This is a genomic window from Winogradskyella sp. 3972H.M.0a.05 (assembly GCF_040493455.1).
Classification (GTDB): domain Bacteria; phylum Bacteroidota; class Bacteroidia; order Flavobacteriales; family Flavobacteriaceae; genus Microcosmobacter.
In genome coordinates this window covers 160,140-173,774 of record NZ_JANFDA010000006.1, presented here as the reverse complement: position 1 = coordinate 173,774, position 13,635 = coordinate 160,140, and the positions used below count along the sequence as shown (strand labels likewise).

Sequence of the window (13,635 nt, the reverse complement as noted above, 5' to 3'; positions counted from 1 at the left end):
CCTTCTGCATTACACTTCGACTCCGCTCAGTGTCCATGTAGAATTTGAGACAAGTGTTATCATAGTTTAGTGGTTAATATTGTGCTTCCTCTTTCGGACAATTTGATACTATCTCCCCAAGTCATGGTTTCTCCCGTGACAATATTTTTCAAAGTTTTTCCTTCTAAGCCCATTTCAGCATGACGCTTAAGGTCTATTTCAATTGGTTCTGTGTTCTTGTTGATGATGTGTACTACAGTTTCATCACCTTTGACTCTGTATATGAAATAGGTTCCCATAAATGGCGCAAAGTGAACTGTTTTTCCATCATGAATCGCATCACTTGTTTTTCTGTAATTCAATACCTTTTTGAGATAAGATTGCATGTCTTTCTTGTCGTCTGCTAATCCCTCACCTGTAAATGCATTGACTGCATCACCTTGCCAGCCTCCAGGGAAGTCCGTACGAATAAGGCCATGGTCTCCTGGCTTATCGAAATCGTCCATTAAGATTTCGGTGCCGTAATAAATTTGTGGTGTTCTAGGTAGTGTGAGTAAATAACTCAAAGCTGCTTTGGTATTTGGAATATCTCCTTTGAGTTGTGTATAGATACGACTCATGTCGTGGTTGTCTGGGAAAATCATAATGTCTTTTGGTGTCACATAAGCAAAGTCGTTTGCTAGACCTTCGTACATTTTCACAAGCCCTCTATCCCACGATTCTTGTTCATTTAGTGCTTCAACAATATTTCGCTGCATGGCAAAATCCATTGTTGATCTCAAATTAGAATCATAACCATCTTTGTTATTGTTGCCTTCTTGCCAATAGGCGATGAGTAGTGGATTGTAACTCCATTCTTCTCCAACAATATTGAAGTTTGGATATTCTTCCATAATAGCGCCTGCCCAATCACTCATAAAATCTTTATCTGGGTATGGATAGGTATCTTGTCGTATACCACCAAGACCAAGGGCTTCTATCCACCAAATACTATTTTGGATAATGTACTTAGCCATAAATGGATTACGTTGATTAAGGTCTGGCATCGCATCGACAAACCATCCGTCGGTATTATCTTGCTTGTCAACTTTTGAAGCGTATGTATCTTGATTGGATGTTCTTCTATGGTTTGAAAATTTTGTGACTTCCCAGTTCCAGTTTTCAATATTGTCTTCGTAATTTTTTTGATAGTTAAGCCAGTCTTCAAATGGCAAATCTTTCATCCACCAGTGTTCTAATCCACAGTGATTGGCCACTTGGTCCATGATAAGCTTAATGCCTTTTTCTCTTCCCTTATCTGCTAAGGTTCTATATTCTTCAAAGGTTCCAAATCTTGGATCTACTCTGTAATAATCTGTAATTGCGTAGCCATGGTAGGACCCTTGATGCATGTCGTTGATCAGTAGAGGAGAAGACCATATTGCTGTAAAACCTAAGTCAGAAATGTAATCTAAATGTTCTGTTATTCCTTGAATATCACCTCCGTGTCTGGCATAATCGTCACTTCGATTAATTGTCTTTTCATTAAGGTCTTCAGAAAGATCATTTTCAGGATTTGCATTTGCAAAACGATCTGGAGTAATTAAATACACAACATCTGTATTGTTGAAACCAACATAGTCTTCTGCAGACTTTTCTCTAGATTTCAACTCGTATGTGTGCTTTTTCTCGTCACCTTGATCATTCTTAAAAACAATATCGAATTTACCTTCTGAAGCATTATCTAAAGCTAAGTCGATAAATAGGTAATTAGGACTTTTAGCGGTATGCACCTTTTCTATGGAAACACCAGCATAAGAAATAGTTGGTGTGTAACTCCCAATATTCTCATGATGGACTAAGAGTTGGAGGTTAGAGTTGTTCATTCCAACCCACCAATGAGGAGGTTCGACGCGATTTAAGGATTCATTGGAAACAGGTTCACTGTTCGCAATAGGTTGGTCATTGTCCTTCTTATCTTGATTACAGGAAAAGAAGAAGCTAATACAGATTAAAAGGATTAGTTTCTTCATGATATTTTGATTTTAAAGTGTTATCAGGTTGTTTGGTGAAATCGTCACTTTTTTATCATTTACGATGATATCTAGATCATGTTCACCTTCTAATTCAAAATGTGTATGCCCTTTACATGCATTCACTTTTATGATCTGCCCTCTAAAATTGACCTTAAAAGAGTACGCTTCCCATTGCTTTGGAATTTGAGGCGTAAAACTCAATGTGCCATTTTTTATTCGCATGCCTCCAAAGCCTTCAACAATACTCATCCAGGTTCCAGCCATTGAGGTGATGTGCAATCCTTCTTCAACTTCTTTGTTATAATCGTCTAGGTCTAAACGAGATGTTCTTAAATAAAACTCATAAGCCTGATCCATACGTCCAAGTTTAGCTGCTTGGATACTATGTACGCAAGGAGATAGCGAACTTTCGTGAACTGTGTATGGCTCATAAAAATCGAAATGACGTTCTAATTCTTCATTTGAAAAATGATCTTCAAAGAAATAAAACCCTTGTAAGGTGTCTGCTTGTTTTATATAAGGTGAACGTAGGATACGATCCCAAGACCATTTTTGATTTATAGGTCTTTGAGAGGTATCGAGATCACTTACAGTAATCAGTTCCTTATCGAGGAAACCATCTTGTTGTAAGTAAACGTTATGCTTTTCTGAGTAGGGGAAATACATCTGGTCAGCTACGGCTTCCCATTGCGACATTTCGGCTTCAGACAAACGAACCTTGTTCATTATTCTCGTATAATCGGTTCCATAGTCTGATTTGATTATCGAAATATTCTCTAACGCATAGTTAATACACCACTGTGCTATATAGTTAGTGTACCAGTTATTATTGACGTTATTTTCATATTCATTTGGACCGGTAACACCAAGGATGACATACTTGTTTTTATCTGTTGAAAATGTTGCGCGTTGATGCCAGAATCTTGCAATGCCAATTAAGACTTCTAGACCTTTTTCTGGTATATAGGAATAATCTCCTGTATATCTGTGGTAATTGAAAATGGCATAAGCTATTGCTCCATTTCTGTGAATTTCTTCAAAGGTGATTTCCCACTCGTTATGGCATTCTTCACCATTCATAGTTACCATTGGGTATAGTGCAGCACCATTGGTAAATCCAAGTTTCTCGGCATTTTCAATTGCTCTGCCAAGATGATTGTATCGGTATTCTAACAAGTTTCTCGCTACTTGTTGGTCTTTTGTGGCCATATAAAAAGGAATACAGTAAGCTTCAGTGTCCCAATAGGTACTTCCTCCATATTTTTCACCTGTAAATCCTTTAGGACCAATATTTAATCTGGAATCCTTCCCAAGATAGGTATGGTTGAGGTGTAGTATATTGAAACGAATGCCTTGTTGTGCTTTCACATCACCTTCGATAGTTATGTCTGACATGTCCCATATCTTAGACCAAGCTTTATTTTGTGCTTCAAGAAGTGTGTCAAAGCCTTTACTTGTGGCAATGTTCAACACATTGTTTGCTGCTGAAATTAGATCGTTTTTGTTGTGATTTCTGTCTACAGTATAACCACCAAATTTATTGATCGTATAGGTTTCGTTTTGTTTTACTTGCTGTTTATAACTGAATGATGCATAGGTAGCATCGGCTTTAATATTTGGTTCTACCAAAACAGACTTCCCATTGATAAAAACTTTGGATTCCATAAAAGTGCAGATGTAAAAATCTGTTTTCATGGTTTTTGCCTGGATGAAAGCCTTGTTGTTTTCGTGACTTACATTAATTGTGTCCCAAAATTTATCGTCCCAGTTGGAATCTTCATTAGTGATGCCACTATCCAAATAAGGCTGGAATATTATATCTGCATCACTATTTAAAGGGGTGACATTATAATTAATGGCGCCTATTTCATCATGATCGAGGCTTAAAAAGCGTTTTGTTTCTACGCTAACCTTTACACCATTTTGAAGAAGTGCTTCGAATGTTCTAGATAGCCAACCTTCTTTCATGTTGAGCTCTCTTCTGAAGTTGTCTACAGATTTGCAATTGAATAGATCGAGTTGCTCTCCATTTATAGACACATTGATGCCTATCCAGCTGGGAGCATTCAATACTTTGGCAAAATATTCTGGGTAACCATTTTTCCACCAACCAACTCTGGTTTTATCGGGATAGTATACACCAGCAATATAGCTTCCTTGAAACGTATCGCCAGAGTAGTGTTCTTCAAAATTGGCACGTTGACCCATGGCTCCATTTCCTATGCTAAATAAACTTTCTGAAGATTTAACACGTTCGTTATCGAATCCTTCTTCTATGATCGACCACTCGTTGGGTATGATATAATCTTGATTCATTTTATATTAAGACTGGCTGATTAAAAACCACCAGTTGTTCTTTTAATTAGTTATCAATTCGGTTATAAATTCACTTGAGATTTGGGTAAAATCTTTGAATACATAATCTGCCTCACCAAGAATACTTTCTTCACCAATACCAATTGATATCATGTTGGCTGTGTTAGCAGCTTGTATACCTGCAACTGAATCTTCAAAAACGATACAGTCTTCAGGATTTGTGTTTAGTTGTTTAGCAGCAATAAGGAATACTTCGGGATCTGGTTTTGCTTTAGAGACATCATTTCCGTCTACAATGGTATCGAAAGATTTATAGAGTCCAACTTTCTTTAAAATGGTGCGCGCATTTTTACTGGCAGAGCCTAAAGCAATAGGCTGTTTTTGCTCTTTCAAATGCTCTAACACTTTTGGAACATCGGCAAGGATTTCGTTTTCATCCATAGTATTGATGTGTGTTAGATAATCATCATTTTTTTTAGCCATAAGCTCCATAAACTTGTCTTCGGATATGGTAATGTCTCCCCATGACAATATTTTTTCCAGGGAGCGTACTCTACTTACGCCTTTTAGTTGCTCATTTTGAGTCTCTGAAAAGTCAATATCTAAGCTATTGGCAAGCTTTCGCCATGCCAAGAAGTGATATTTTGCTGTGTCTACGATAACACCGTCCAGATCGAATATGAAACCTTTTTTACTCATTAATTTCTACTGAAGCATTGTCACTTACTCTTAATGTCAAGAATCCTGCAAGGATCATAGATACGCCGCCAACCACCAAAGCATATATTGGCTCACTATCAAAAAAAGTAGAAAGCATAAATCCAAGTATGGATGCTGCTACGATTTGTGGAATTACAATAAAGAAATTGAAAACTCCCATATAATATCCCATTTTGTTAGCAGGTAATGCACCTGTCAGCATCGCATAAGGAATCGATAAGATACTTGCCCATGCTATACCAACACCTATCATGGAAACTAATAAATAGTCTGGGTTGCTAACAAAGAAATATGAGATAAGTCCTATGCCACCTAATGTTAAGCAGACTAAGTGCGCAACTTTCCTGCTTGTGTATTTCGCAAGCACAGGAATTAAAAATGCTACAAGAGCGGCTACTAAAAATTTAATTCCCATCAGGAAACCTACCCAGTCAGCACCTTCATTGTATAATGCCGAAGATGTATCACTGGTACCATAGATATGACTAGTGACTCCAGAGGTTGCATAAATCCACATAGAAAACATAGCAAACCATGAAAAGAATTGAACTGATGCTAACTGCTTCATTGTTGTTGGCATTCTCAATAAATCTGTCATGATGTTCACGAAACCGTTATCAACATTTTTCTTTCTAAGTGCTGCGGCCAATAAGAACAAGAGTCCAACAATTGCTAAGCCTACAGATAAAATGTATAAGTCTTTTTTCAATTCAAAATATACTAGTCCCATGGTCGAGATAAGACCTACTAGCATCATAATAAGCCCTATGGTATTTTGCTTATTGGTAGTAACTTCTTGTTGGTTTTCTGAAGCATGCTCAGCTGCTTCCATTTTTTCGAATGCCTCAAATTCTTCAGGGGAATATTCTTTTGATCTAATTACTGTCCAAAGCACAGCCAAGAGAAAAGCGGCTGCTCCAATATAGAAGGAATATTTTACTGTATCTGGAATAACACCTTCTGGTGCTTCACTAGAGATATCTAGCCAATTAGAAAATACCCAAGGCATAGCAGATCCAACAAATCCTCCAATACCAATGAAGAAACTTTGCATAGCAAAGCCTACGGTTCTTTGTTCTTCAGGAAGATTGTCACCTACGAAAGCTCGGAAGGGTTCCATGGAGATATTTATGGATGCATCCATAATCCAAAGTGTACCAATAGCCATCCATAGCACTGGAGAGTTTGGCATTAGACACAAGGCAATGGAAGCCAGAATTGCACCTACTAAGAAATAGGGTCGTCGTCGTCCTAATTTAGGATGCCAAGTACGGTCACTAAAGTATCCTATGATGGGTTGTACAATGAGTCCTGTAACAGGAGCCGCAAGCCAATACACAGCAAGTTCATCAACTTCTGCACCTAAGGTTTCAAAAATTCTTGAAGTATTTGCATTTTGTAGGGCAAAACCGAACTGGATTCCTAAGAAACCGAAACTCATATTCCAGATTTCCCAGAAACTTAATTTACGCTTTTTCATATCGTAATTATTTGGTTAACAACACGATAAGCGCTAAGACTTATCAAGGTTTATTATGTGAGAAGTAAGAAATACAAACCTTGATTTCGCTGTAAATATAGTAAAGAAATTTTATTTCGCTCTAGAAAATTTTATTCGGTAGAGTTTCGCTCAATCAATTCTGTCTCAATAATTATGGTTTCAAAATGCTCTTCATCTTCATCATTATCTAGGCGATCAATGAGGAGTTTTGCAGCCTTTTCACCCATTTTCTGAGCATGCTGACTCACAGTGGTAAGGCTAGGTGTGGCATGTCTGGATAGCACTCCATCTGTAAAGCCAATAAATCGAATGTCTTCAGGAATTTTCAATCCACGTTTTCTAGCAATTTTCATAGCCATAAGCGCGTAGAGTTCGTTAACAGCAAAAACACCGTCCATTTTTGGATTACTTTCAAAGAGTTGCTCGATTTGCTTTTCAAGAGACTCAAGATGTTCTTCAGAAACGTTTTTGTCATCAACTTTAAGAATAAGATCCGAGTTTAAATCCACACCTTGGTCTTCGATAGCCTCAATATACCCTTGTGTACGCAATCGACCTACACTGACATAATCTTTGGTGGTAACTAATCCGATTGATTTACAACCTTTGGAGATTAAATGATTTACTGCCTTTTTACTACCTTCAAAATCATCCACAATGACTTTATCGCAATTGATATCGGTAATCACTCTGTCGAACATCACAATCGGCATGCCTTGACTTATTGTTTCATTGAAATGATGATAATCTTGTTGAAGCAATGTCTCCTTTGAAATTGATAAAATGAAACCATCAATACTACCATTGGCAAGCATTTCCATATTAAGAACTTCCTTGTCAAAGGATTCATTAGACAACCCTACAATTACGTTATAGCCTTGGGCATTGGCCACAAGCTCAATACCTCTAATGACTTTTGAAAAGAAATTATGGACAATCTCAGGGATAATGACACCTATTGTCTTGGTTTTTCTGTTTTTAAGGCTAAGTGCAATATTGTTTGGTCTGTAATTATATAGCTTGGCAAATGCCTGTACTTTTTCTCTAGTATCTTCACTAATTTCTAAGCTATTTCTGAGTGCTTTTGAAACCGTAGAAATCGATACATCCAATTCTTTAGCAATTTGTTTTAGAGTGACTTTTCTTTTCAAGAAATTCGGTTTAAATGTTAACGAAAAAATAAAGTTGTTATTTAAGCTAATATACGTTAAATTTGAGTTTGCATTCCTAACTTCATAATTTTTACATATCCTTTTTATGTAAATGGTATTTTTCGCCCGTTTTTATTGAATAATTGCCTTTTTTGGAAAAGTTGTTAACACGAAAACGTTTTCGCAAAAATTGGGCTAAGGTTTAACATAAAATTTACATTAGATTTAACCCGAGAAGTAATAAATATAAACCTTAACTAAACCAATTTAACAATAATTAATGTGTATGAAAACAGTTTTAAATAGCCTTCTGTTATTTGTTTTCTTGATTCCTTGTTTGGCGTTTTCCCAAACATCAGTTTCGGGTACTGTAACAGATGAAGCTAATGGTTTACCTCTTCCGGGAGTAAATGTTATCGTTAAAGGAACAACTAACGGTGCATCTACAGATTTTGATGGAAAATATACCATCAACCTAAATCAGGGAGACGTTGTAGTTTTTTCTTACCTAGGATATAAAAACATGGAAGTGACTTATACAGGAGGATCAACTCTTGATGTAGCACTTGCTGAAGATATCGCGCAATTAAACGAAGTTGTACTTATTGGATATGGTACAACAACCAAAAAGGATGCGACTGGGTCAGTAGAAGCCATAACTTCCAAAGATTTTACAAGAGGAAATATTGTAACTCCAGAAAACCTTCTTAGTGGTCGTGTAGCTGGTGTTACTGTAAAGCTCGATGGAGCTCCAGGTACTGGTTCTGAAATTAGAATTAGAGGAGGATCATCAATTAATGCATCTAATAATCCATTGATAGTAATAGACGGGTTACCAATTACGAATGATAACGTAAATGGTTCTCGAGGAATTTTAGCAAGTATTAATCCTAACGACATAGAATCATTTTCTGTTTTGAAAGATGCTTCGGCAACTGCAATTTATGGTTCTAGAGCATCTAACGGTGTCATCATCATTGTAACAAAGAAAGGACGATCTACATTTAGTGCAGATTATGACGTTCAATTTACGTTTGGTGAAAACGCTGATGAAATAGATGTATTTTCTGCAGATGAGTTTAGAAACTTAGTAAACTCTCAACCAATTAACGGATCTAATTTAGATACAAGTTTACTTGGTACTGCGAATACAAATTGGCAAGATGAGATTTTTAGAGAAACAGTATCGGCACTTCATAATGTAACTTTACGAGGATCTTTATTCAATGTATTGCCAACACGTTTTTCTTTTGGAGTCACAAAACAAGAAGGAGCGTTGTTGACATCGTTGTTTGATAGAAGAAACTTGTCTTTATCATTAAACCCTAGTCTTTTTGACGATCACTTGAAAGTTAATGTGAATGCTAACTTATCTTTTGAAGATAATAGATTTGCTGATACAGGTCAGATCGGTGCTGCATTACGTTACGACCCTACGCAACCAGTGCTAGATCCTACATCTCCTTTTGGAGGTTTCTACCAGCATAGAGATGGAAATGTGTTGTCTAACGGAACAACAAACCCTGTTGCTTCTTTATTACAAACGAATAACATAGGAGACTCTCAAAGAGTATTTGGTAATATTAACTTAGATTATAAGTTTCATTTTTTACCAGAACTTAGAGCTACAATTAACTTAGGATATGATGAGACAGAAGGGTTTGTTACTAACAACTCTGTATTTGCAACAAATGATGACATTTCTGCAAATAGCTCTGTTAATTATCAAATAAGAAAGAACCAATCTTTAGATGGAACATTAAGTTACAAAAGAGAATTTGGCGATTTTGATACTGAGATTATGGGAGGTTACTCTTACCAGAAGTTTACTAACGAAGGATTCTTCACAGGGAATAGAGTAGATCCATTGAGCATTGGAGATACGTTTGCGGATCCAGATATTGTTCTCATCGGATTTTTTGGAAGAGCTAATGTGAAATATAACGAGAAATACCTAGCGACCTTTACTTACAGAAGAGATGGAACGTCTAGATTTAGTGAAGACAATAGATGGGGTAATTTCTATTCAGGAGCACTTGCATGGCAAGTTAGTGATGAAGACTTCTTGAAAGATTCTAATACGATTTCAAACTTAAAATTAAGAGTAGGTTATGGAATCACTGGTCAGCAAGAGATTACAGATACAGACTTATTCTTAAGTCGTTATAGAACTGGTAATGAAAACTCTCAGTTCCAATTTGGTAATACTGTAGTAGCTTCGTTGATTCCTTCAGAAATCAATCCAGATTTAAAATGGGAGGAAACACAAACTATAGAAGTTGGTATTGATTATGGACTTTTTAATGATAAAGTTTCAGGTAGTTTGAATTTCTTCCAAAAAGATTCAGAAGATCTTCTATTTAATGCGCCAGTACCAGATGGTAGTAACTTCTCTAACAGTGTCATTCAGAATATTGGAAACTTAAGAATCCAGGGTATTGAGTTCACTACGAATTTAGATATCATCAATAAAGAAGACATGTCTTGGGATGTGAATTTCAATGCGACATTCTTAGATAGAGAAATTACTGAACTTGCTTTCGGACAAGATGTAACCACAGGAGGTATTGCTGGTGGTACAGGAAACTTCATCCAGTTATTTAGAGAAGGTGAAGCACCTAACTCTTTCTATGTGTTCAAACAGCTTAGAGACTCTCAAGGTAGACTAATCGAAGGAGCCTATGCAGATCTTAATGGAGATAACATCATTAATGATGAAGATAGATACTTGAAAGAGTCTCCAGATGCAGATGTTGTTTTAGGATTCCAATCAAACTTTAATTACAAGAATTTTGATTTCTCTTTTAACTTAAGAGCAAATATTGGTAACTACGTTTACAACAACGTAAACTCTGCAAGAGCGCAGTACGAATTATTACTAGATAACTCTGTTTTAGGAAATATCCCTACGTCTGTGTTACAGACTAATTTCCAAAGAACAGCTGATAATATTATATCAGATGCATATGTTGAAAATGCATCTTTCCTAAGAATGGATAACATTACACTTGGGTATACTTTCCGCAACATTAGTGACGTCTTAAAAAGCGTGAGACTTTGGGGAGGTGTACAAAATGTATTTGTTATAACTGAGTATAGTGGTCTAGACCCAGAAGTGTTTAATGGTATTGATAATACCATTTACCCTAGATCAAGAAATATTTTAGTTGGTGCTAATATTAAATTTTAAAAAACTATGAAAAAAAGAATTAGTATAGTTGGTATCCTATCGTTGATGCTAATATTTATAGTCTCTTGTACTGACGATTTAAATATTACTCCAAACGATGATGATACGTTATTAGGTAGCGAGCTATTTCAAAATGAAGGCGCATACAGGCAAGTAATTGCAGGTGTTTATGCCAACTTAGCTCTTACCGGAACCGAAGGAGCAGGATCTTCTAATATTGAAGGAATTGATGCAGGTACTAGCCAATTTGGTAGAGTATTATTATACATGCAAACCCTTGCAGCAGATCAAATGATTTGGTCTTATGAAAACGATCCTGGAACACGTGAACTTCAAAGAAACATATGGACTGCGCAAAATCCATTGATCTTAGGAATGTACAGTAGAACTCACCTTACAATAGCATTGGCTAACAATTTCTTGAGAGAAACTACAGATGCTAAATTGGATAGTAGAGGTGTTTCTCAAGCTACAAGACAAGAGATTGTAGCTTTCCGAGCTGAAGCAAGATTGTTGAGAGCATTATCATATTATTATATGATGGATTTATTCGGAAAAGCCAACTTTGGTACTGAAGCAGATCCTATCAATGCTGTTTTGCCTGAAGCTAATAGAGCTGAGTTATTCTCTTTCATTGAGTCTGAATTACTAGCAATAGAGTCAGATTTAATTGCTGCAGGACAAAATGAATATGGTAGAGCAGATAGAGGTGTTGCTTATATGATTTTAGCAAAACTATATCTCAATGCACAAGTATACATAGGACAAGATAGATATGCAGATTGTTTGAATTATTGTAATCAACTATTAGGTTCTGGATATGAGTTAGCTGATAACTACCTGCACAACTTCATGGCAGATAACAATACAAACTCTGCTAACAAGGAAATTATCTTCCCTATAGTATCAGATGGATTTACTACTCAAAACTTTGGGCCAACAACTGTAATGGTTAACGGTTCAGTTGGTAGTATTGAAGTAAATGGAGAAGAAGTTGGCGTTGGCGCTGGCGGATGGGGTGGAGCCCTTAGAGTAAGAAGAGAGTTTGCCGAGCTTTGGCAAGGTGGAGATTTTGGGAGTGATGCAAGAAATACAATCATTTCTGAAGGAAGACCTATTGGTATTGTAGATATATCGGATAGAGATACAGGATTTATAATTCAAAAGTATTCTAATGCAACCTCTACAGGTGGTTTTGGAGTAGATCAAACTTTTGTAGATACCGATTTCCCATTATTTAGATTAGCAGACGTGTATTTAATGTATGCTGAAGCGACGCTAAGAGGTGGCGGAGGATCTGTATCAACTGCAGTGCAATTGGTTAACGAATTGCGTACTCGTGCTAACAACCCTAACATGATTGACGAAACGGATTTAACGTTACAATTCATCTTGGATGAAAGATCAAGAGAGCTACATTGGGAAGCTCATAGACGTCAAGATTTAATTCGTTACGGTTTATACACTGGAGGTAATTATAACTGGGCTTGGAAAGGAAATGGTAGTAATGGAATTGCAATTCCAAATCATTTCGACTTATATCCAATTCCTAATTTGAGTCTATCATCTAATCCAAATTTAACTCAGAACCCTGGGTACTAAAAATGATAACAATGAAGAGAATACAAAAAATATTAACTTTTTCTGTAGCGATATGCATGGTGGCGATTTTTGCAGTATCCTGTGAAGATGACTCATCAGTATTTACAGCTACTGAGACTACACCAGTAGTATTATCGGATCTTACCAATTCAATGGTTGAATTAGATGCTATCAATACTGGGAACCCTGCAGTTACTTTTGCTTGGACAGTTGCTGATTATGGTCAGCCAGCTTCAGAAAACTATGCTGTAGAGGTATCTTCGGATATGGCATTTACAGCACCAATAACAGCTACAAATGTTACTGGTACAAATTCTGTAACACTGTCAATGAACGAGCTAAACTCTGCAGTAGGCGCTGCAGGCTTACCGCCTTTTGCATGGAATACCATTTATGCAAGAGTGGTTTCGTCTATTGGAACGCAAAATGGACTTCCAGTAAGTTCTAATGTGATAAGTTTTGAGGTGTTTCCGTTCTTCAATTATGCTTTCGAAGATTACTACTTAGTAGGTAATGGTACTGCAGCAGATTGGAACAACAATAACAATAACCCACCATTAATTAGAGATGCTGAAAACAGTAATCTTTACAGATATACAGGTTTCTTTACCAAAGGTGGTGGAGGTGAAGGCGACGGTAGATTTAAGGTTTTAGAAACTAGAGGTTTATGGCAACCACAATGGGGAACAACTTACCCAGATGGAAGTGATCCTATCGAAGCTTCTGGAGGTATAGCAGGAAATCCTGGAACTCAAGATAGCGATCCAGGACGTTTCGGAATTGAAGCAGACGGTTTTTACACGTTTACAGTCAACTTTTCAGATATGAGCTACACTGTTGAAGCATTTAACGCAACAGGAGCAGCTGACTATACAAGTATTACACTACAAGGTTCGGGATCGACTGGAGGTGATGTGTCAATGACTCCTTTAGCTTTCGATTCGCATATTTGGTATGCAGGTAATGTTTCGTTAGCACCTGGAGATTTACAATTCATGACTAATACAGGCTCAACTTGGGGTGGTTCAACAGAGTTTTCTGGTGTAGCTACCGAAGGAGGAAGTAATATTCCTGTAGTTGTGGAAGATGAATATGAAGTTTGGTTCAATGACCTTACAGGAGGTTATATCATGATTCCACTTAACTTATAAAAAAAGCGAT

At 36.8% G+C, this 13,635-nt stretch carries 8 protein-coding genes; 3 read left to right on the top strand and 5 right to left on the bottom strand.

Features of this window, described 5'->3' with window-relative positions; all coding sequences use genetic code 11:
* Positions 1 to 59 precede the first annotated feature (59 nt).
* The 5 genes from NCE97_RS13010 to NCE97_RS12990 form a co-directional block, all read right to left on the bottom strand.
* A complete protein-coding gene (locus NCE97_RS13010) occupies positions 60 to 1,991 on the bottom strand; it encodes a glycoside hydrolase family 13 protein (RefSeq protein WP_353779710.1) in 1,932 nt (643 codons plus the stop codon).
* Positions 1,992 to 2,003: 12 nt separating this feature from the next.
* Positions 2,004 to 4,310 (bottom strand): maltose phosphorylase MdxK, encoded by a 2,307-nt coding sequence (gene mdxK / locus NCE97_RS13005; protein WP_353779709.1) that lies wholly within the window; start codon positions 4,308 to 4,310, stop codon positions 2,004 to 2,006.
* Between the two features lie 42 nt (positions 4,311 to 4,352).
* Positions 4,353 to 5,009: a beta-phosphoglucomutase gene (pgmB, locus tag NCE97_RS13000; RefSeq protein ID WP_353779708.1), complete on the bottom strand. Its 657-nt coding sequence runs from the start codon at positions 5,007 to 5,009 to the stop codon at positions 4,353 to 4,355.
* Positions 5,002 to 6,510 (bottom strand): MFS transporter, encoded by a 1,509-nt coding sequence (locus NCE97_RS12995; RefSeq protein WP_353779707.1) that lies wholly within the window; start codon positions 6,508 to 6,510, stop codon positions 5,002 to 5,004. Before NCE97_RS12995 ends, pgmB begins: the two co-directional genes overlap by 8 nt.
* A 131-nt stretch (positions 6,511 to 6,641) precedes the next feature.
* Positions 6,642 to 7,682: a LacI family DNA-binding transcriptional regulator gene (locus NCE97_RS12990; protein ID WP_353779706.1), complete on the bottom strand. Its 1,041-nt coding sequence runs from the start codon at positions 7,680 to 7,682 to the stop codon at positions 6,642 to 6,644.
* 286 nt (positions 7,683 to 7,968) lie between these two features.
* Between NCE97_RS12990 and NCE97_RS12985 the strand changes: the two genes are divergently transcribed.
* The 3 genes from NCE97_RS12985 to NCE97_RS12975 are packed head-to-tail and all read left to right on the top strand — an operon-like array spanning position 7,969 to position 13,625.
* Positions 7,969 to 10,872: a SusC/RagA family TonB-linked outer membrane protein gene (locus NCE97_RS12985; protein WP_353779705.1), complete on the top strand. Its 2,904-nt coding sequence runs from the start codon at positions 7,969 to 7,971 to the stop codon at positions 10,870 to 10,872.
* A 6-nt stretch (positions 10,873 to 10,878) separates the two neighbouring features.
* The gene (locus NCE97_RS12980) at positions 10,879 to 12,474 is read left to right on the top strand and encodes a RagB/SusD family nutrient uptake outer membrane protein (RefSeq protein WP_353779704.1); all 1,596 of its coding nucleotides are present in this window, start codon (positions 10,879 to 10,881) and stop codon (positions 12,472 to 12,474) included.
* An 11-nt stretch (positions 12,475 to 12,485) separates the two neighbouring features.
* Positions 12,486 to 13,625: a SusE domain-containing protein gene (locus NCE97_RS12975; protein WP_353779703.1), complete on the top strand. Its 1,140-nt coding sequence runs from the start codon at positions 12,486 to 12,488 to the stop codon at positions 13,623 to 13,625.
* Positions 13,626 to 13,635 lie beyond the last annotated feature (10 nt).